Genomic DNA, 20843 nt, shown 5'->3' on the forward strand with positions numbered 1-20843 from the left:
TATGGCATTGTCGGTACCGTTCCTTGAGAAAGCCTGTGAATTCGCTCCAGTAAACCTGGGTGGGCGTGGCCGGGGTGCTCGGCAGCGTCTTCCTGGCGATCGTGCGCACCGTCGGCGGCTGCGTCGCGGTCTTCGGATCCGCCTATGGATCGACAAGGAATCGAAGAAGGACTCGATCACCTACGAGGTCACCGGCTCCGGCACCGCCGATATCTCTTACAGCAGTGGCGATTTCAACACCGCCAAGGCCAACGATTCGCCGCTGCCGTGGACCGAGCCGTGACCCTGACCGGATTCGTCCGCACCGGCCGGGTGTCGGCCAGCGTCAGCGGATCCAGCGGCAGCACGGTGACCTGCCGAATCCTGCAGGACGGCAGGTGATCGTCGTGGATTCGGACTCCGGCAGCGATGTGTATGTGAGCTGCTGCCACACGTTCGACTGGCTCGCGACCAGCCGAATCCCGGACGGGTACTGTGTCGTTGGTGCCGGGTGTGCGCCGCGTCCACTAGACTCTCGAACAGTTGTTCGTGCTTTCGCGAGAGGGGATCGTGTGCGGGTGATGGGCGTCGACCCGGGACTCACCCGGTGCGGCCTCGGCATCGTCGAGGGCGGACTGGGGCGGAAGGTGACGGCGCTCGACGTCGATGTGGTGCGCACCCCCGCGGATATGGACCTGGCGTATCGGCTGATGGGCGTCGCCGACGTCGCCGAACGCTGGATGGATACGCATAGACCCGACGCGGTCGCGATCGAGCGGGTATTCGCACAGCACAATGTGCGTACCGCGATGGGTACCGCACAGGCGGGCGGAGTGATCGCACTGGCGGCCGCCCGGCGGGGAATACCGGTGGCCTTCCACACCCCGAGCGAGGTGAAGGCCGCCGTCACCGGCAACGGTAGCGCGGACAAGGCTCAGGTGACCGCGATGGTGACGCGTATCCTCGGCCTCCAAGTCGCGCCGAAACCGGCGGATGCGGCCGATGCGCTGGCCCTGGCGATCTGTCATTGTTGGCGGGCGCCGCTGATGGCCCGGATGGCCGAGGCCGAGGCGCGGGCCGCCGAGGCGCAGCGGCGGTATACACAGCGGCTTGCCGAACAACGGAAGGTGGTGCGCGGTGATCGCGTCGGTACGCGGTGAGCTGCTCGAGATCGCGCTCGATCATGTGGTGATCGAGGCGGCGGGCGTGGGCTACCGGCTCAATGTCACCCCGGCGACGCTGTCCACACTGACCCGCGGCGAGGAATCCCGGCTGTTCACGGCGATGATCGTGCGCGAGGATTCGATGACACTGTTCGGCTTCGCCGATACCGAATCACGTGATCTGTTCGGCCTTTTGCAGACCGTCTCCGGCGTCGGCCCCAGGCTGGCCATGGCGGTGCTCGCGGTGCTCGAGCCCGAGGCATTGCGCAAGGCGCTGGCGGAAGGCAATGTCGCGGCGCTGACCCGGGTGCCCGGCATCGGTAAGCGCGGTGCCGAGCGCATGGTTGTCGAGTTGCGCGACAAGGTGAATCTCGTTCCGGTGCAGGCGGGTCCGCCCGGCAGCACACCGTCGCCCGTGCTCACGCCGGTGCGCGAGCAGGTTGTCGAGGCGCTGGTCGGACTCGGCTTCCCGGTCAAACAGGCCGAGCCCGCGGTCGATGCGGTACTCGCCGAGAATCCAGCAGCCGATACCTCGATCGCGCTGCGGGCCGCACTCGGTTCGCTGGGGAAGAACCGGTAGCACGTCATGGATCACGATCCCGAATCAGACGCCGAATCCCAGGTCAGCGCAAGCTATCTCAAATCCGACGGTGATATCGAGGCCAGTCTGCGCCCGAAGTCCCTGGACGATTTCATCGGCCAGCCGCGCGTCCGCGAACAGCTCGCGCTGGTGCTGCGCGGTGCCAAACAGCGCGGCGGCACCCCGGACCATGTGCTGCTGTCCGGTCCACCCGGGCTCGGCAAGACCAGCATGGCGATGATCATCGCCGCCGAACTCGGTACGGCACTGCGCATTACGTCCGGCCCCGCGCTGGAACGCGCGGGCGATCTCGCCGCGATGCTGAGCAATCTGGTCGAGGGTGATGTGCTGTTCATCGATGAGATCCACCGGATCGCCCGCCCGGCCGAGGAGATGCTCTACCTCGCCATGGAGGATTTCCGCGTCGACGTGGTCGTCGGGAAAGGCCCTGGGGCGACCTCGATTCCGCTCGATATCGCGCCGTTCACCCTGGTCGGCGCGACCACCCGGTCCGGTGCGCTCACCGGACCGCTGCGCGATCGCTTCGGCTTCACCGGCCATATGGATTTCTACGACCCCGAAGAACTCCTGCGTATTCTGCAGCGTTCGGCCCACATCCTCGGCGTCGCCATCGACCGCGACGCTGCCGCCGAGATCGCTGGCCGTTCCCGCGGCACCCCACGTATCGCCAACCGCCTGCTGCGTCGCGTCCGTGACTATGCCGAGGTTCGTGCCGACGGCCTGATCACCCGTCCCATCGCCCAGGCCGCACTCGAGGTCTACGATGTGGATGTGCTCGGCCTGGACCGCCTCGACCGCGCCGTTCTCGGCTCGCTGGTCCGCAGCTTCGGCGGTGGGCCTGTTGGTGTTTCGACCCTCGCGGTCGCCGTGGGGGAGGAGGCCGCGACCGTCGAAGAGGTGTGTGAGCCGTTCCTTGTCCGCGCGGGCATGGTCGCCCGCACCCCGCGCGGACGCGTCGCGACCGCGGCGGCCTGGGAACATCTCGGCCTCGTGCCGCCCCCCGATCTCGTCTTCGGCTCCATCGAAGTCCGCGGCCGCGAACCGCACCCGACTCTCGACCTGTTCGACTGATCGGGCCTCGGGCGATACCGCCATGGATTCCAGTTGGCTTTGATCCGGGGCGCGCCTCGGGCAGTGGCTAGCGGTGGTTGTTTTCGAGGGCGGTGACGACCAGATCCCGGAAGGCGTCGACCTCGTCGCGGGTGTAGCCGGGAGTACCCAGGCGGGCCTCGGAGAAGCGGACGGCGCGGACGTCGGAAAAGGTCAGGCTGCCGGGCCCGCCGTGTGCGACGGTGGCGGCGACAAGGTCCAGGAAGGCGTCTACTTCCTCGATGTCGTAGCCGCGGCGGCCGACCGCGGCCTGGGTGAACTGCATGCGATGCACATCGTTGGGGGTGAGCAGCGCGGCGGCACCGGAACCATTGCCAGCGGCGGGGACCGGGCGGGCGCCACGCTGCCGGTACTCCAGTTCGATGCGGACCTGGTCCAGGAATTCATCGACCTGGTCGGCCTGATAGCCGCGGCCGCCGAAGCACGGTGCGTCGAAGGCGACGTGCCGGATATCGTCGGCGGTCAGCACGCCCTGGCCGGCCAAGGTCGCCGAGACCAGTTCCACGAACGCGTCGACCTCATCAGCGTGGTAGCCGCCGTGCCCCATGGGTGGCATGGTGGCGAAGTGGATTCGGCTCACGTCGTCGGGGGTCACCTGTGACATTGTTCCAGGGTCGCTGCCCTGCTCGCGGCGAATGCGGTTTTTTCGAGCTAGCCGGTCTCTGCAGAACACGTGTTGCCCTTGTTGGCCGCTCGATCCGGAACCCACCTAGCTGGAATCGGCCCATGTGGTCATGGAGATTTACCGGAATTCAGTCCTTGCGCACACCATCGATGAGCAGCCGCCGGATCGCCTCGTTCAACTCCCGCACCGCGGCCTCGTCCGGATTGCGCAGCCCGTGCACGATGCCAGCGAGCAGCATGCCGGTCACCGCCTTGGCGGTGTACCTGGTATCGAGATCCGCACGCAGATAGCCGAGTTCGACGCCGTGTGACAGATAGCCCGCGGTGAGGGCGTCGGCCATATCGAGTAGGCCGTAGAGCCGGGCGGTGAGTTCGTCATCGATGCCGGTGGCGTGGAACAGCAGCAGTTGGGCGACCCGGCGATCGTCCACGAGAATCCGGGTGAGCGCCGTGCCGATGCGATCGATCTGGGCGCGATATTCGTCGAGGGAGGTGGCGGCCTCGGGCGCGTTATCGGTGCCGAGCGCCTCGACGATCCTGGTGGCGAGATCGTCGATGACCACGTCGATGATCTCGCGCTTATTGCTGAAGTACCGGTAGAAGGTGCCGTGGCCGATGCCCAATTCATTGGCGATATCGGCGATGCCGGTGGCGTGATAGCCCTTCTCGGCGAAGCACACGAAGGCGGTATCGATGATTTCCTGCCGCAGTTCGGCCTTGCGTCGCTGGATCGCATTTCCGGCCACTGGGCGGGGCGTACGCGTGGATGGCTTCGTCACGTCTCCGATGATACGGTGTTCACAAACGGAATGATGTGTCATTCCGCGAGGGATGGTTCCTACATTCCCGATAGAATGTTCAAGCGGGAGGTTCGACGTGGCGCCTCGATACGACGCGGTCGTGGTCGGTGCGGGATTCGGCGGCATGGGGGCGGGCATCGAGCTCGACCGGCTGGGTCTGAGCAATTTCGTCATTCTGGAGCGCGAGGACGACCTCGGCGGCACCTGGCATGTCAATCATTACCCGGGTCTCGCGGTCGATATCGCCTCGGTGACCTACTCGTATTCCTTCGAGCCCAACCCGTATTGGACGCGCCTGTTCGCACCGGGCAAGGAGCTCGAGAAGTACGCCGCCCACGTCGCCGACAAGTACGGCCTGCGCCGCCGGATGCGTTTCGGCACCGTGGTGGACGGCGCCCGCTGGGACGAGGAGCAACAGCACTGGGTCGTCTCCGTCGCCGGCGGTGAAACCCTCACCGGCCGTTACCTACTCACCGCCACCGGGTTCCTGTCCCAGCCCTACACGCCGCCGTTTCCCGGCATCGATTCCTTCGCGGGCAAGATTATCCACACCACCGCGTGGGAGGACGATTTCGACCTGACCGGCCGCAGGGCCGCCATCATCGGCACCGGCGCCACGGCCGTGCAGCTGGTACCCGAAGCCGCCAAGAAGACCAAGGAACTCACGGTCTTCCAGCGCACCCCGATCTGGGTGGTGCCGAAGATCGACACCACGATTCCCGCGCCGGTGCAGCAGCTGTTCGCGCGGGTACCCGTGACCCAGAAGGCCGCGCGGCTGGTCAGCACCAGTCTGCTGGAGGCGCTCATGGTGATCGGCGTACTGCACTTCGATCAGGCCAAGCCGCTGAATATGGCCGTGGGCATCCTCGCCAAGGCGCATCTGCGGGCGCAGGTGCGCGATAAGCAGATTCGCAAGCAGCTCACCCCGCACTACGACTTCGGCTGCAAGCGCCCCACCTTCTCCAACCAGTACTTCAAGACGTTCAACCAGCCGAATGTCCGGTTGGAGACCAATTCGATCGATCACATCGAGGCCGACGGCATCGTCACCGCCGACGGGCACAAGACCGAGATCGATACCCTGATCCTGGCCACCGGCTTCAACCTCTGGGATGTGAACTTTCCAGCCATCGAGATCGTCGGCCGCAACGGTGTCGATCTCGGAAAGTTCTGGCGTGACAATCGTTTCCAGGCCTATGAGGGCATCACCGTGCCGAAGTTCCCGAACTTCTTCAGCCTCAACAGCCCGTACTCCTACAGCGGCCTGTCCTACTTCACCACCATCGAGGCCCAGATGAAGCATATGGGCAGGCTGCTCGGTGAAATGTTCCGGCGCGGCGAGACCACCTTCGAGGTGACCGAGCAGGCCAATACCCGGTTCCTGGACCGCGTCACCGAGAAGTTGGGTTCCTCGGTGTTCTACGGCGGCGACTGCGCGACCGCGCGCAGCTACTATTTCAACCAGCACGGCGAGGCCGCGCTACTACGCCCCACCAGCACCGTCAATGCGCACCGCGAGGCGGTCAGCTTCCCGCTCGACGACTACACGTACGGCAAGATCGCCTAGGACGCCCCATTGCGTGCCCAGCGACCGTCGCTCGGTCGCCGGGCGCGTGCTGTCCTGGATCGCTGGAGATCCGCATTCCGGTACGTCAAGGGTGTGCCGGTGTGGTGGTGCCGACATGAGCTGGCAGACTGTTGGGGTAATAGCCCACTACCACCCACAGACTAGGGACTGACTTCGACGATGGAACTTCTGTTTCCGCTCCTACTGGTAGCCCTGCTCGTGCCCATGTTCCTCGGTGTACGTCGCCAGAAGCGCGAGGCCGAGAAGGTCACGACCATGCAGGACAACCTGAAGGTCGGCGATCAGGTCACCACCACGTCGGGTCTGTACGGCACCGTGGTCGATCTCGACGACACCACGGTCGATCTCGAGATCGCCGAGGACGTCATCACCACCTGGTTGCGGCAGGCCATCCGTGATGTGCGCACCGAGGACGAGACCACGGATGAGACCGTGAGCGACGAGGCCGAGGCCGGTCCCGTCGAGGAGTCCGCGGAGCAGACCGAAACCCGGCTGACCAAGGACTGACCGGTTCACTGGCTACCGTAGCGATTGCTTGCAGGCTGCTCGAAAGGGCCAGCCCGTGTGCGCAGATCGCCGCGGGCTATCCGTCCGGGTGCCCGGTCGCGCCCAGCCTGTTCCATCCTCGACTTCCGCCTAGGAGATGACCAACTGTGCCACCTTCCCAGGGATCGGCGCATCCGCTCCGGTTGCTCGGCGTCTACGCCGTGCTGCTGGCCGTGATCTATGCGCTGGTGTTCTTCGCCGGTGACCATTCCTCGACCCCCAAGCTCGGCATCGACCTGCAGGGTGGCACCCGCGTCACATTGACCGCCCGCACCCCCGACGGCAGCAAACCCAGCCAGGACAGCCTGCGCCGGGCGCAGACAATCATCGAGAACCGGGTCAATGGCCTTGGTGTCTCGGGTTCCGAGGTCGTCATCGATGGCGACAACCTGGTGATCACGGTGCCGGGTGACGACGGTGGCCAGGCCAAGGCGCTGGCGACGACCGCCAAGCTCTACATCCGTCCGGTGCTGTCGGCAGTGCCCGCGGTCGGCGGTAAGGCGTCGGCGCAAACGTCGGGTACCGAGGGGATGGCGCCGTCGGGTACGGTTCCGGACGCCATCCAGCTCAATCCGGACGGCACCGTGCCGACCCAGCCCGCGCCCACCACCGAGGCGGCGCCGACCACCGAGCCGGAGTCGGCTCCACAGCCGCGCGTCTTCCCCGCGCAGGCCCCGACCCCGCCGCCGGCCCCGCCCGGCGGGCTGACGCCGCAGGAACAGGCGAAGAAGGAGATCGCGGACGCCAAGGCGACCAGGCAGAGCACCGATCAGACGGTGCAGCAGGCCGCGATGGCCGCGCTGGACTGCAATAAGTCCGACCCGCTCACCGGTAACGACGATCCGAATTTGCCGCTGGTCACCTGCTCCACCGACGGCAAGGAAATCTTCCTGCTGGACAAGAGCCGCATCGACGGCCAGGAGATCAAGAACGCCACCTCCGGACTCAACCAGCAGCAGGCGCGCCACGAGGTGAACCTCGAATTCAAATCCGGCGGTAGCGATGCGTGGGCCTCGCTGACCGGTGAGTACATCAACAAGCGGGTCGCATTCGTGCTCGACTCGAAGGTGGTCAGCGCGCCGGTCGTGCAGTCGGGTCCGCAGCAGGGCGGTCGCACCACCATCTCGGGTAGTTTCACCGCGGCCAGCGCCAAGGAACTCGCGAACACCTTGAAGTACGGTTCGCTGCCGCTGTCGTTCCAGACCTCCGAGGCCGAGACGGTCTCGGCGACGCTTGGTCTGTCCTCGCTGCGCGCGGGTCTGCTCGCGGGTGCGATCGGTCTCGCGGTGGTGCTGCTGTACTGCCTGCTCTACTACCGGATGCTCGGCTTCCTCGCCGGATTCTCGCTGATCGCCTCGGGTGTGGCGGTATACGGCATCATCGTGCTGCTCGGCCGGTGGATCGGATTCACGCTCGACCTGGCCGGTATCGCCGGTCTGATCATCGGTATCGGTCTGACCGCCGACTCCTTCGTGGTGTTCTTCGAACGTATCAAGGATGAAATGCGCGAGGGTCGCAGCTTCCGTTCGGCGGTGCCGCGCGGTTGGCAGCGGGCCCAGCGCACCAACCTCTCCGGTAAGACCGTCAGCCTCATCGCGTCAGTGGTGCTCTACATCCTGGCCGCCGGTCAGGTGAAGGGCTTCGCGTTCACCCTCGGTATCACCACCGTCCTCGACGTGATCGTGCTCTACCTGGTGACCGCGCCACTGATGATGTTGGCCTCGCGTTCGTCGTTCTGGGCGAAACCGTCGGTCAACGGGCTCGGTGCGATTCAAGTAGTGGCCAGGGAGCGTAGGGCCGGCGAGGCGCTGGTTAAGGAGACGGCACGATGACGAACTCGACCCTGGAGCCCTTCACCGACGAGGTGAACGATTACGAGGCGCCCAAGCACAGCGTCTTCGAGCGTCTTTACACCGGTACCGGCGGATTCAAGATCGTCAGCCGGCGGCGTTTCTACTACGCGTTGACCGCTGCTTTCGTATTGATCTCGTTGCTGAGCATCGGATTACGCGGATTCACCCTGGGCATCGACTTCGCGGGCGGATCGCGCATCCAGTTGCCCGCGGCGGGGACAGCCACCACGCAGAAGGTCGAGGACATCTACTCCCAGACCATCGGCCACGCCCCGGTGACGGTGCAGAAGGTCGGATCCGGTTCGGCGGAGACCATCCAGGTCCGTTCGGATACGCTGAGTGCCGCTCAAACCGACGCGGTGCAGACCGCGCTGTTCAACGCCTTCCAACCGAAGGATAAGGACGGCAACGTCTCGCGCAATGCGATCAGCATCACCGAGATCAGCGAGACCTGGGGCAGCCAGATCACCAAGAAGGCGGTGATCGCGCTGATCGTATTCATCGCGCTCACCATGGTCTATATCGCGATCCGCTTCGAACGCGATATGTCGATCGCGGCGATCGCGTCGCTGTTCTTCAACATGATCATCACGGCGGGCATCTACTCGCTGGTCGGCTTCGAGGTGACACCCGCCGCGGTGATCGGTCTGTTGACCATCCTCGGTTACGTGCTCTACGACAATGTCGTCGTCTTCGACAAGGTCGAGGAGAACACCCGCGGTGTGGTCAATACGAGCCGGCGCACCTATGCCGAACAGGCGAATCTCGCGGCGAACCAAACCTTGATGCGTTCGATCAACACCACGGTTATCGGTATCCTGCCGATTGTCGGCATGCTGGTGATCGCGGTGTGGCTGCTCGGCGTCGGCACGCTGAAGGATCTGGCGCTGGTGCAGCTGGTCGGCATGATCGTCGGCGCGTACTCGTCGATTTTCTTCGCGGTGCCGCTGCTGGTGTCGATCAAGGAGCGGTGGGGTCCGGTCGCGGCGCACACCAAGAAGGTGCTCAACAAGCGGGCCGGACTGGCGTCGGCGCGTGCTGGCGACGAGGCGGAGCGACGCGCGTTCGCGGCGACCGGCCGGGAGCTGGGTGCGCGTCCCGTGCGGGAGCCGGGCTTCGCACAAGAACTGGGCCAGACTCCGCGTCCGGGCGCCCGGCCGAGCGGAAAGCGGAACAAGCGCAGGCACTGACAGCTGACGGCAGGGGTTTGCATATATGAAGCAGTCGCTAGCGGCACGTCTGATCGGAGCAGTGGCTGCGGGTACCGTGGCTGCCACGGTGGCGGTCGGGTGCTCCAGCCAGAACCAAGTGCCCTCCATCGGCTATGCCGTTGACGCGGTGATCGCCAGCTACAACGGCGGTACCACGCTCGGTGCGAGCAGCGGCTCGGATGCGGTGTTCGCGCGGGTGTTGACCGGGTTCTTCTACACGGGACCGGACGGTCAGCAGGTGGCGGACACCGATGTCGGCACCGCGAAAGAGGTGCCGGGTGATGCGCAGACGGTGCAGTACCGGCTCAATGCGGACGGGGTGTACTCCGACGGGGTGCCGACGTCATGTGACGATCTGGTGCTCGCCTGGGCCGCGCGCAGTGGCCGCTACACCAAACCCGGCGACCGCGGTCAGGTTCCGCTGTTCGATGCCGCGAGCACCGCCGGATACGCCGATATCGAGCGGGTGGACTGTCAGCCCGGATCCAAGGACGCCACCGTCGTGTTCCGTGCCGACCACCACTACCTGCCGTGGCGCAACCTGTTCACCGCGGGTGAGTTGATGCCCGCGCATGTGGCGGCTCGGGTGGCGAATGTGCCAAATGTGGTGACGGCCGTGCAGTCCGGTGATCAGGCGTCACTGCAGCGGATCGCCGACTTCTGGAACAACGGGTGGACGATCGGCGCGGACAAGGTGGATCTTTCGCGGTTCCCGTCGTCGGGGCCGTATCGGATTGATTCCTACTCCGCCAAGGACGGTCTGGTGCTGGTCGCCAACGAACGCTGGTGGGGCAATAAGCCCGAGACCGGGCGGATCGTGGTGTATCCGAAGACCGCCGATCTGAAGGCGAAGGTCGGCGACAATGCCGTCGGGGTCATCGATATCGGCGCCGGATCGGTGAAAGACATCAATCTGGGCGGGTTTTCGGTGCGAACCGTGCCGGGGCGCGGCGCCGAGCAGTTGGTCCTGGGTACCTCGGGCGTCTTCGCTTCGGCGGACGCGCGGCGCGGCTTCGCCTTCTGTGTGCCGCGACAGGACTTGTTCGACAAGCTCGGCAAGGCCAAGGACGCACCGAAGACCGGACTCGGCACCGCGGTGCTGAATTCTCGTATCACACAGCAGGATTCGCTGTACTACTCGAACGTGATCGGCGCGTCCGACAAGTATCGGGGCGGTGATGCGACCGCGGCGGCCGCGGCCGCCGGTGCGGCGAAGCCGATCATTCGGATCGGATATGTACAGCCGGACGATCGGCGCACGCAGACCGTGCAGATGATCGCGGACGCATGCAAACCGGCCGGTATCAATGTGGTGGATGCCGGATCCGCCGATTTCACGCCGTCCCAGCTCACCGAGGGCAAAGTTGACGCTGTTCTCGGCAGCACGGCATCGGCGCCGGGTCCGGCCGGATCCCAGACCGGAGTGGCCGCTACCAGTGCGTTGCGCACCGGTAGCGGGCTCAATTTCGGTCATTTCGGTAACGGCCGCTACGATTCGATCACCGATCAGCTTGCGGGCGACGACAACTCGACCACAACGCTGAATCTGCGCACCGATGCCGAGAACCTGCTGTGGGCGGAGATGCCGAGCATTCCGTTGTTCGTCACACCCCGCACCATCGCGTTCGGGAACGGTATGCAGAACGGCATAGCCGGGCCCACCCAGGCGGGCACCGGCTGGAACATGGACCGCTGGGTGTTGAAGCGGTGACAGGTGTTGGTGGGTGAGTAAACATGGAGAGGTGTCGATGAGCAAGCATGCGGCGGTGGAATCGGACGACGCTCTAGCCGAGCGGACAGGTAAGGCGGCCGAACTGGTCGAGCGCCTGACCCGCTGGCGTGACGATTTCCCATCTCCCGGCATTCGCTTCGCCGATCTTACGCCGGTCTTTGCCGATCCAGAGGGTTTCCGGGCCGTTATCGATTGCCTCGCGGCGTGCGCGCCCGATGCCGACCTGGTCGCGGGTGTCGACGCTCGCGGATTCATCATCGGGGCCGGCGTTGCCGCGACACTGGGAACCGGTGTCATCGCGGTGCGCAAGGCTGGGAAGTTGCCGCCGCCGGTCATCTCGCAGGAGTACAGCCTCGAGTACGGCATCGCATCGCTCGAGATTCCGGCCGACGGTGTCGAGCTGAAGGGGCGGCGCGTTCTGCTGCTCGACGATGTTTTGGCGACAGGCGGTACGTTGGCCGCCGCCGCGGACCTGTTCCAGGCCGCTGGAGCCGAAATCGTCGCAGCCGCAGTGGTTCTGGAGTTGGGATTCCTCAACGGACGGGACCGCCAAGGCGATTACCCGTTGACCGCGGTGGTACGAATCTAGGTCACTCGGCTGCGGTTTGCTGGCTCGGTCCGAGCGGCGAGTATCGCGGGCTGGGTGTTTCCGGGTCGATGCGCCGGATTCGGGCTTGGTATGACGACGCGACAGTGTTGTCTATGAAGCATATTCGTCACAGATCGCCGAACCTGCCCTTGCACAGGAACATTCGATCCGGTGGTGGCTCGGGGATTGCGGACCGGGTGGTCGAGGTGGGTTACTCGGTCTCCTCGGACTACCGGGGTTTCCGGGAGCGCGCGGCGCTGCGGACATGGCGTGTGATCGAAATATCACTGGCGCAGCATCCGCGGATGTGTTTAATCTAGACAGGTCTTATCCCCGTTGATCGGAGTCATGTCGTTGCTCTCATGAGGTAGCCACTCGGGCGGCCCGCATCCTGTGCGCCGCGTTCCCGCGCAACCTCTGGAGTTCACATGACCAATCTGTCTCTTTCCGATCTCACTTTCTCCTGGCCCGATGGCACCCCCGTCTTCGACGGTCTGGACGCGGTGCTCGGACCCGGCCACCTCGGCCTGGTCGGCGGCAACGGCGCGGGCAAGTCCACCCTGCTGCGGCTGATCGCGGGTGAGCTGACACCGGCGCGCGGTTCGATCACGGTCACCGGACGGCTGGGATATCTGCGTCAGGACCTCGGCCTCGGCGACGGTCAGCGCGTCGATGCCGTGCTGGGCATCGCGGAAACGCGAAAGGCATTGCACCGCATCGAATCCGGCCTCGGCGACGAGTCCGACTTCGATCTCGTCGGCACGAAGTGGGACGTCGAGGAGAGTGCCATCGCGCTGCTCGGGCGACTCGGGCTGCACTACCTCGCCGACTCGACCGAACGGCTGGACCGTCGCCTCGAAACCCTCTCCGGCGGCGAGACGGTGCTGCTCGGCCTGGTCGCCGAGCTGCTGCGCGAACCGGACGTGCTGCTGCTCGACGAGCCGACAAACAACCTGGATCACGTTGCCCGCCAACGCCTCTACGAGGTCCTCGGCCAGTTCTCCGGCACCGTTGTCACGGTCAGCCACGACCGCGAGCTGCTGGAGCGCATGTCCACTATCGCCGAACTGCGTCAGGGTGAATTGCGTTTGTTCGGCGGCAATTTCAGCGAATACGAGCGGATCATCGAGGCGGAACAGGAGGTGGCGCGCGCCGCGATCCGGGACGCCCGCAGTGACGTTCGCAAACAGGCACGCGAACTGGTCGAGACCCGGATCAAACTCGATCGCCGAGCGCGTTACGGGCAGAAGATGTTCGAGAACAAACGCGAGCCGAAGATCGTCATGGGCGAGCGCAAGCGGGCCGCGCAGGTGTCGGCGGGCAAGCTGCGCAATAGCCACATCGAAAAGCTGGACACTGCGAAGGAACAGCTGCAGCAGGCCGAGGATCTGTTGCGCGACGACCGGCAGATCCGGATCGACCTGCCGGACACGCGGCTGTATCCGGGCCAGGGCGTCATCGATATCGAAGAGGTGGAACTGGCTTGCGGTCCGACGGTGACATTGCGGGTCTCGGGTCCGGAGCGGGTCGCACTGACCGGCCGCAACGGCGCTGGCAAAACCACACTGCTGCAACGCATTGCCGCCGAACCGCCGCAGGTGCCGTGGCGGATGCTGCCGCAGCGCCTGGACATCTTCGACGAGCAGCGCACGGTCTTCGACAATGTCGCCGCGACCGCACCGCACGCGGCGGCCGAACAGATCCGAGCTCAACTGGCTCGCTTCCTGTTCCGCGGCACCGACGCCGACGTCGCGGCGTCGGCCCTGTCCGGCGGTGAACGCCTCCGCGCGGCTCTGGCCATGCTCCTGCTCGCCGATCCGGCCCCGAGGCTGCTCCTGCTCGACGAGCCCACCAATAATCTCGACCTGCCCAGCCTCGACCATCTCACCCAGGCTCTGGCCAACTACGAGGGCGCACTGATCGTCGTCAGCCACGACCCTCGTTTTCTCGACGATATCGGGGTGACCAGACGTCTCGAACTAATCGGCGACGGGCTGGTCGACGCGTGATAGCGCGCGGCGCATGAGGCCCGGATGACGAAGTAGGCGCGGTCCCAGCCGCACCGCAAGCAAGGTCAGTGGGAGCCAGGGCCGCAGGTGCGGTTCGAGTCGGTGAATGCGGCCGTCGTCGGCCAATTCGAGGATCATTGCCTCGGTCATCCGGAACGGTCCGACGGCTGCCGCGGCGAGCAGAACACGGCGCGCGCCGTCGCCGATCTGCTCAGTCCAGCGCAGCTGACCGAGGCTGCCGTACGCCGCGGTCAGCAGGATGCGCAGATCGTGGTGACCGCGGAAGACCAATCTGCCGGAGAGTGGCGAGGTCAGCGCGGCATCGGGTGCGAGGGTCGTCATCAGCGCATCGAAATCGCTGGCCTCCGTCGCCGCACGAAACCGCGTGACAGCATCCGACATTGTCTCCATCACTCCTCGCACTCGGTCTTTCGATGCTTCGCAACATAGCCAAGTCACTTGCAAAAAGCAATGGACTACAATGGGCGGGTGCCCAAAGCTGCCATGTCCGACATTGTGTGCTCGATCGCGCGAACGCTCGACGTGGTCGGGGAGCGGTGGACACCGCTCATCCTGCGCGACCTTTTCGTCGGGGTGAACCGGTTCGAGGACATCCGCCGCGATCTGGGCATCGCCTCGAATGTTCTGACCGCGCGCTTGGAGGCGTTGCGGCAGTACGGGATCGTCGAGGCCAGGGCATATCAGACGAATCCGATGCGCCACGAATATGTGCTCACCGAGCAGGGGCGCGATCTGTATCCGGTGCTCACCATGCTGATCTCATGGGGCGATAAATGGCTTGCCGGGCCGGCGGGCCCGCCCGCGCTGGTCGTACATCGCGATTGCGGACATCCGACGTCCGGGGTGGTGGTCTGCCGTGACTGCGGTGCGCCGCTCACTGCCGACAATGTGTACTGGCGTCACGGTCCCGGTGCGCGGCGCGGGCCGGGAACCATGCTGATCGGTGATCATCTGGAACCGGCGCCGTAGGTCTTCCCGATAACGCAAGTGTTTCGCTCGAGTTGATCGACGTGCTCGGCTGCAGCATCATCAATCCGATGGATCCGGTGTTACGGGCGATAGCCGATATCGATTGGGCCGAGCTGGAACATGCTTATGGCCCGGCGGTGGATGCTCCGGCGCACCTGCGGGCGCTGATCGACGGCGATGCCGAGGCCTGTGTCGACGCGGTCGGCTATCTCGATGCCGCGCTACTACATCAGGGTAGTGTGTACTCCGCGACTGCGCCGTTCGTCGCGATCGTGGCGGAACTGCTGGCGCATCCACATACCGAGATGAAGGTAGCGGACATCCTGCCGTGGGATCCGGGCCCGCTACCGTTGCGTATCGCGCTACTGGACTACTTCGAGGTCTTCGCGCAGGGGTGTTGTTCGGGAATCTCCGATGAGCAACTTTATGCCGAGGCCTATCCGTCCGGCCGCACCGAGGAGGATCTGCAGCGCGTCAAGGCGAATCGGCGTGCCGGGCTACTCGAGTTGGGGCCTGATCCGGCGAATGCCCTTTTGGTGGAACATGTTCCGACCCCACCAGGCTTGCTCGCCGCCATCGATGACCATGTATTCCGCGCCGCGATGCGGGCCAGGGACGAGATCGCCTGTCGCGCCGTCATTCCCGGCATGATCGATGCGGTCGAGCCCCTGGTCGACGATCCGGATGTGACGGTGCGCATGGCCGCGCTGCGGGCGCTGATCGAACTCACCGCGCATCCGGCCTATGCCGAGAAGCGGGTCGCGCTGCTGCGGCGGCTGGATGAGATCGCGCCGACCATGTCGGATCCGGTCGAACGAGCCACTGCCGCACGGATATCCGGCCTCAACGGCGGCCGGCCGGAGCAACTGCTGGCCGATGCGCATCCCGGCGTGCGCACCTGTGCCGCGCTCGCGCCCGCATTCGCCGGCGAGAAGTGCGCGACCGATGAGCTGCTGGCCGCGCTGGAGCATCCGGCGGTCATCGACCGGTGGTTCGATCGCCACCTGCCCGGACAGGACGGCTGGCTGCGCCACGATGTCATTCGCGAACTCGTCAGCCGCGTCGACGATTTCGAGACGCTGCTGCCCGCCGCGATCGAAGCGGCATGGGCCGCGAATCCGAGCACCGTGCACGATGACTGTATTTCCTTCCTGCGCAGGGCCTTTCCCGATCCGAACAGTATTGGATCGGAGCTGTCCGTCGCGCAGTTGTCGTTCCTCGCGGTACTGGTGGAGATCGATGATCTCTGGCAGCTCGGCCAACTCGAACGCTGGCTCGATGCGGTGGGTCTGCCCGGCGGGCGGGACGGCTGTCGTCGACTCATCGAGCAGTAGCCTGGCGCTCGCTGCACGACAACAGAGACCGACCGCACGTTTGTGGAAGCGGGTGCACGCTCAGGTCGAGCAAGCTGGCCCTCTGACTCGAACAGGAGGTTCCCTTGGCTATTGTGGTCGATACCGTTGTCGGTGTGTTCTTCTTCGCGATGGGGATGTATGCCCTCGCGGCCCCCGCAGCGCTGACCCGCCCCTTCGGCATTCGCCTCGAGCAAACCGTGGCGCGTTACGAGATCCGTGCCGTCTATGGTGGATTCGGTCTCGCGATGGCGGCGATGCTGGCGGTCGCGGCAACCCACGACGGAGCCCTGCGCACCGGAATCATGGTCACCATCGGTATCGCACTGGGTGGCATGGCGTTCGGTCGCATCGTATCCGCGGTCCTCGATGACCGAATCGCCTTCTACCCCAACTGGTTCTACTGCATTCTCGAGATGGTCGCCTGCGCGGCTCTGGTGTCGGCCTGCTGAGCCGATCGTCGCGTCGCGTCCACGACATCGCGGCTGGCTGGACCCGTTACCCGGTCCGTGTAGCGCCAACCAAGAACCGGGACTGCCAGATGAACATGCGTCACGGGCCGGGAATCCCTGGTTCAGCTGTGGCGGAGGAGGTCAATAGCCAGTGACCAGACCGTTGGCAAGATCGACCAGCAACGGGACCTCACTGCCGGCCCGATCCTGACAGCCGTGTCAGCCGACCCGGTGCCGTGGCTGCACCAACTCGGTGCCCCGATAGTGCTGACCGTCAACGGCCCGAACCGGTGCCACCGCACCCCGGCCCGAGATGTCGCTACCGCCTGGCACGGTTGCGCAATGGGATATGGTGGCTCGACGGCGCGTCAGTTGGTGCGAGCAGACCGGGGTGCGGCAGGATCGGGTGGCGTGGAGCAATCCGTGGTTTCGGTCGATGTGGTGGCATTGCGGTTCTGGGCCGACGATGCCGGGGTGACCATGGGTATCGCACCACGGGAGCTGGAGCCTTTTACCGGGCAGTTGGCGCTACCGGGGGTGCTGCTCGGGCGGGGGGAGCGGTTGGCCGCGGCGGCGCGGCGAGCGGTGCACACCAAATTGGGCGTGCCGGAGGCGGCGATCGGGGCGGTCGGGCAGTTGGTGACCTTCGACGAACCGAATCGCGACCCGCGCGGGCCGACGCTGTCCATTGCCATGTGGGCGGTGGTCGGGCCGCACGAAGGGGCCGCACGATGGGTTCCGTTCGATGCGATGCCCCCATTGGCCTTCGACCACAATCGAATCGTCGCTGCCGCGCGTGGGCTGCTGGCCCGTTTGCTCTGGAAGGATATGGCCTTCACCAGAGCACTGACCGGCGACGAATTCCCGGCGACCCGCGCGGTGGAACTCAGCTCCTCCGTCCTCGGCTCCCGCCCCGACCCGGCGAACCTGAACCGTACCCTGGCGGCCATCCCTGGTCTGGAACGCACCACCGAACGCCGCCGCGTCAAAGCCACCGGCCGCCCCGCCGCTGTCTGGGCCTTCGCCCCCTGACGAATAGCGCACCGCGCCAATGCTTTCCGTTGTTCAGTCGCGTGGAGCGTACATGATGACGGCAACGCCGAGCAGGCAGAGGGTCGCGCCGAGGTAATCCCAGCGGTCGGGGTGGAATTTGTCGACGATCATGCCCCAGGCGAGGGAGCCCGCCACGAAGACGCCACCGTAGGCGGCCAGGATGCGGCCGAAGTTCGGGTCGGGTTGGAAGGTGGCGACGAAGCCGTAGGCGCCGAGTGCGAGTACGCCAGCCGCGATCCAGAGCAGCCCGCGATGTTCTCGCCAGCCCTGCCAGACCAGCCAGGCACCGCCGATTTCGGCGAGTGCGGCAAGGGCGAACAGCAGCAGCGACCGGGTGATCGTCATGCGGTAGAACGTACCGCGAGGTCCGCGGTGCGACTCTCGGCGCTCTATACCTGTTCGTTATCGCCGCAGACGATCCGAGCGCCGCAATTCATCCGCGTCACCGGGGCATTTCCGACTCGGCAACCTCGCATCGGGCAGGTGACCTGCGCTCGGACTAAAGTTGTGGTCTGGGCGGTTGCAGCGGTCGGCTACTGTGGTCCGATCGCGGCGTGGAGAGGTGGTGGCATGACTCAGCATCTGGGCGAGGCGAATGTCGAGCAATCGGCAGGCGCCCCGCAGACCAACGGTGCGACCACCCCGGATGTGACGACGCCGAAACCGCAGGTGAGCGGCAATAGGACACCGGTGCGTCAGCCAGGCACCGCGGCCGCGGTCCCGACCTCCGCCTCGCGACGGGTACGCGCCCGCTTGGCCCGGCGCATGACCGGCCAGCGTGGTATCGCTGCGGTCAAACCGGTGCTCGAACCACTGGCCAGCGTGCACCGCGAGCTGTATCCGAAGGCGAATCTCACGCTGCTGCAGCGCGCCTTCGACGTCGCGGACGAGCGCCACGCCCACCAGTTCCGCAAGTCCGGTGACCCCTACATCACCCACCCGCTCGCGGTGGCCAATATCCTCGCCGAACTCGGCATGGACACCACCACACTGGTCGCGGCGCTGCTGCACGACACCGTGGAGGACACCGGCTATTCGCTCGAGCAGCTGACCCAGGACTTCGGCGCCGAGGTCGCGCATCTGGTCGACGGCGTCACGAAACTCGACAAGGTCAACCTGGGTGCCGCCGCGGAGGCCGAGACCATCCGCAAGATGATCATCGCCATGGCGCGCGACCCGCGTGTGCTGGTGATCAAGGTGGCCGACCGCCTGCACAACATGCGCACCATGCGCTTCCTGCCGCCGGAGAAGCAGGCGAAGAAAGCCAAGGAAACCCTCGAGGTGATCGCGCCGCTAGCGCATCGCCTCGGTATGGCCACGGTCAAATGGGAGCTCGAGGACCTCGCGTTCGCGATCCTGCACCCGAAGAAGTACGACGAGATCGTGCGCCTGGTCGCAGACCGCGCGCCATCGCGCGATACGTATCTGGCGCGGGTGCGGGCGGAGATCGTGAATACGCTTGCGGCGTCGCGGATCAACGCGATCGTCGAGGGTCGCCCGAAGCACTACTGGTCGATCTACCAGAAGATGATCGTCAAGGGTAAGGACTTCGACGATATCCACGACCTGGTCGGCATCCGCATCCTGTGCGACGAGGTGCGGGACTGCTATGCCGCGGTCGGCGTGGTGCATTCGCTGTGGCAGCCGATGGCGGGCCGGTTCAAGGACTACATCGCCCAGCCGCGCTATGGTGTCTACCAGTCGCTGCACACCACGGTCGTCGGCCCCGACGGTAAGCCGCTGGAGGTGCAGATCCGCACCCAGGACATGCACCGCACCGCCGAATTCGGCATCGCCGCGCACTGGCGCTACAAGGAGACCCGCGGCAAGCATTCCAACGACTCCACCGAAGTCGACGATATGGCGTGGATGCGTCAGCTGCTCGACTGGCAGCGGGAGGCGGCCGACCCGGCCGAATTCCTGGAGTCGTTGCGCTTCGACCTGAAGTCACCGGAGATTTTCGTGTTCACTCCGAAGGGTGATGTGATCACGTTGCCGCAGAAGTCGACTCCGGTCGATTTCGCGTACGCCGTGCACACCGAGGTCGGGCACCGCTGCATCGGCGCGCGGGTCAACGGCCGGCTGGTCGCCCTGGAACGTCAGCTCGAAAATGGTGAGGTCGTCGAGGTATTCACTTCGAAGGCGCAGAACGCCGGACCCAGTCGCGACTGGCAGAACTTCGTGGTCTCGCCGCGTGCCAAGGCCAAGATCCGGCAGTGGTTCGCCAAGGAACGCCGCGAAGAGGCACTGGAAAGCGGTAAGGAGCAGATCTCCAAGGAGGTCCGGCGCGTCGGGCTGCCGCTGCAGCGGCTGATGAGCGTGGACGCGATGACCGCCGTCGCGCACGAACTGCACTACACCGATATCTCCACGCTCTACACCGCTGTCGGCGAGCATCAGGTGTCCGCGCACCACGTCGTGCAGCGGTTGATGGCGCAGCTCGGTGGCATCGGTGATGTGGAGAACGAGCTCGCCGAGCGCTCTACCCCGTCGACGACGCCGAGCCGGCAGCGCGTGACCGGTGACGCGGGAGTGCTGATCCCCGGCGCGTCGGGCACGGTGGCCAAACTCGCCAAGTGCTGCACTCCCGTCCCCGGTGACGAGATCATGGGCTTCGTGACCCGCGGCGGCGCGGTCAGTGTGCACCGCACCGACTGCACCAATGCCGGTTCGCTGCGCGAACAGGCCGAGCGCATCATCGATGTGGAGTGGGCGCCGTCGCCTTCCTCGGTCTTCCTGGTCGCCATTCAGATCGAGGCGCTCGACCGCACCCGGCTGCTCTCGGATGTGACCAAGGTGCTCGCCGATGAGAAGGTGAATATCCTGTCCGCCTCGGTTGCCACGCACGGTGACCGTGTCGCGATCAGCAAGTTCACCTTCGAGATGGGCGATCCGAAACATCTCGGCCACCTGCTGAACGTGGTGCGCAATGTGGAGGGCGTCTACGACGTCTATCGGGTGACCTCGGCCACCTAGATCGCTCCGTCAACCGCACTGGACGTACTCGGCGTCCGAGGCATCGGCGCACGCCGGTAGGCCGCTTGCTGGTGCGGTCGCGTGCTCGCGTGGATCAGGGGTTCGCCGGAATGCGAAGTCCAGGTTGATGATTCGAATCGCCGAAGATCGCCGATGGATTGCGGGCGATCTTCGGCGTCGGAAACTTGTCGGGTTATCCAGGATGGCACGCCGTG

The 20843-nt window shown here is 65.5% G+C and carries 20 protein-coding genes; 16 read left to right on the forward strand and 4 right to left on the reverse strand.

The window, feature by feature from the left end; genetic code table 11:
* Position 1 precedes the first annotated feature (1 nt).
* From AB0L63_RS15485 to ruvB, 4 genes are all read left to right on the forward strand, one after another.
* A complete protein-coding gene (locus AB0L63_RS15485; RefSeq protein ID WP_364500335.1) occupies positions 2–283 on the forward strand; it encodes a hypothetical protein in 282 nt (93 codons plus the stop codon).
* Between the two features lie 268 nt (positions 284–551).
* Entirely contained in the window at positions 552–1139 is a 588-nt protein-coding gene (ruvC, locus tag AB0L63_RS15490) for a crossover junction endodeoxyribonuclease RuvC (protein ID WP_364500338.1), read from the forward strand.
* Complete coding sequence (gene ruvA, locus AB0L63_RS15495) at positions 1117–1722, forward strand: Holliday junction branch migration protein RuvA (RefSeq protein ID WP_364500340.1); 606 nt, start codon at positions 1117–1119, stop codon at positions 1720–1722. Before ruvC ends, ruvA begins: the two co-directional genes overlap by 23 nt.
* Before the next feature lie 6 nt (positions 1723–1728).
* Positions 1729–2814 carry a Holliday junction branch migration DNA helicase RuvB gene (gene ruvB, locus AB0L63_RS15500; protein ID WP_364500343.1) on the forward strand — a complete coding sequence of 362 codons (1086 nt, stop codon included), beginning with the start codon at positions 1729–1731 and terminating at the stop codon, positions 2812–2814.
* A gap of 67 nt (positions 2815–2881) precedes the next feature.
* Here ruvB and AB0L63_RS15505 read toward each other — a convergent pair whose 3' ends face one another.
* Together AB0L63_RS15505 and AB0L63_RS15510 are read right to left on the reverse strand one after the other, a co-directional pair.
* Positions 2882–3457, reverse strand: coding sequence for a DivIVA domain-containing protein (locus AB0L63_RS15505; protein WP_364500345.1), 576 nt, complete (start codon positions 3455–3457; stop codon positions 2882–2884).
* 148 nt (positions 3458–3605) lie between these two features.
* On the reverse strand, positions 3606–4256 hold the full coding sequence (locus tag AB0L63_RS15510) for a TetR/AcrR family transcriptional regulator (RefSeq protein WP_364500348.1): 651 nt from the start codon (positions 4254–4256) through the stop codon (positions 3606–3608).
* 97 nt (positions 4257–4353) lie between these two features.
* Here AB0L63_RS15510 and AB0L63_RS15515 point away from each other — a divergent pair, with 97 nt between their 5' ends.
* From AB0L63_RS15515 to AB0L63_RS15545, 7 genes are all read left to right on the forward strand, one after another.
* On the forward strand, positions 4354–5844 hold the full coding sequence (locus tag AB0L63_RS15515) for an NAD(P)/FAD-dependent oxidoreductase (protein ID WP_364500351.1): 1491 nt from the start codon (positions 4354–4356) through the stop codon (positions 5842–5844).
* A gap of 180 nt (positions 5845–6024) precedes the next feature.
* Positions 6025–6372: a preprotein translocase subunit YajC gene (gene yajC / locus AB0L63_RS15520; RefSeq protein WP_364500354.1), complete on the forward strand. Its 348-nt coding sequence runs from the start codon at positions 6025–6027 to the stop codon at positions 6370–6372.
* A 146-nt stretch (positions 6373–6518) separates the two neighbouring features.
* Positions 6519–8243: a protein translocase subunit SecD gene (gene secD, locus AB0L63_RS15525; protein ID WP_364500356.1), complete on the forward strand. Its 1725-nt coding sequence runs from the start codon at positions 6519–6521 to the stop codon at positions 8241–8243.
* Complete coding sequence (gene secF, locus AB0L63_RS15530; RefSeq protein ID WP_364500358.1) at positions 8240–9454, forward strand: protein translocase subunit SecF; 1215 nt, start codon at positions 8240–8242, stop codon at positions 9452–9454. Before secD ends, secF begins: the two co-directional genes overlap by 4 nt.
* A gap of 25 nt (positions 9455–9479) precedes the next feature.
* A complete protein-coding gene (locus AB0L63_RS15535; protein WP_364500361.1) occupies positions 9480–11186 on the forward strand; it encodes an ABC transporter substrate-binding protein in 1707 nt (568 codons plus the stop codon).
* Positions 11187–11223: 37 nt separating this feature from the next.
* Entirely contained in the window at positions 11224–11796 is a 573-nt protein-coding gene (locus AB0L63_RS15540; protein WP_364501039.1) for an adenine phosphoribosyltransferase, read from the forward strand.
* A 428-nt stretch (positions 11797–12224) separates the two neighbouring features.
* A complete protein-coding gene (locus AB0L63_RS15545) occupies positions 12225–13805 on the forward strand; it encodes an ATP-binding cassette domain-containing protein (protein WP_364500364.1) in 1581 nt (526 codons plus the stop codon).
* On the opposite strand, the gene AB0L63_RS15550 is transcribed toward AB0L63_RS15545, so the two are convergent.
* Complete coding sequence (locus AB0L63_RS15550; protein WP_364500367.1) at positions 13776–14207, reverse strand: nuclear transport factor 2 family protein; 432 nt, start codon at positions 14205–14207, stop codon at positions 13776–13778. The two genes, AB0L63_RS15545 and AB0L63_RS15550, sit on opposite strands and share 30 nt — an antisense overlap.
* Positions 14208–14294: 87 nt before the next feature.
* On the opposite strand from AB0L63_RS15550, the gene AB0L63_RS15555 reads away from it, so the two are divergent.
* From AB0L63_RS15555 to AB0L63_RS15570, 4 genes are all read left to right on the forward strand, one after another.
* Complete coding sequence (locus AB0L63_RS15555; RefSeq protein WP_364500370.1) at positions 14295–14795, forward strand: helix-turn-helix domain-containing protein; 501 nt, start codon at positions 14295–14297, stop codon at positions 14793–14795.
* Between the two features lie 32 nt (positions 14796–14827).
* Entirely contained in the window at positions 14828–16129 is a 1302-nt protein-coding gene (locus AB0L63_RS15560; protein WP_364500373.1) for a hypothetical protein, read from the forward strand.
* Positions 16130–16239: 110 nt separating this feature from the next.
* Complete coding sequence (locus tag AB0L63_RS15565; protein ID WP_364501041.1) at positions 16240–16599, forward strand: DUF4345 domain-containing protein; 360 nt, start codon at positions 16240–16242, stop codon at positions 16597–16599.
* Between the two features lie 411 nt (positions 16600–17010).
* Positions 17011–17631: an NUDIX hydrolase gene (locus AB0L63_RS15570; RefSeq protein WP_364501043.1), complete on the forward strand. Its 621-nt coding sequence runs from the start codon at positions 17011–17013 to the stop codon at positions 17629–17631.
* Positions 17632–17664: 33 nt separating this feature from the next.
* Here AB0L63_RS15570 and AB0L63_RS15575 read toward each other — a convergent pair whose 3' ends face one another.
* Complete coding sequence (locus AB0L63_RS15575; protein ID WP_364500375.1) at positions 17665–17997, reverse strand: YnfA family protein; 333 nt, start codon at positions 17995–17997, stop codon at positions 17665–17667.
* 225 nt (positions 17998–18222) lie between these two features.
* Between AB0L63_RS15575 and AB0L63_RS15580 the strand changes: the two genes are divergently transcribed.
* Positions 18223–20628 (forward strand): RelA/SpoT family protein, encoded by a 2406-nt coding sequence (locus tag AB0L63_RS15580; protein ID WP_364500377.1) that lies wholly within the window; start codon positions 18223–18225, stop codon positions 20626–20628.
* Positions 20629–20843 lie beyond the last annotated feature (215 nt).

Source organism: Nocardia sp. NPDC051990 (assembly GCF_040680755.1).
Classification (GTDB): domain Bacteria; phylum Actinomycetota; class Actinomycetes; order Mycobacteriales; family Mycobacteriaceae; genus Nocardia.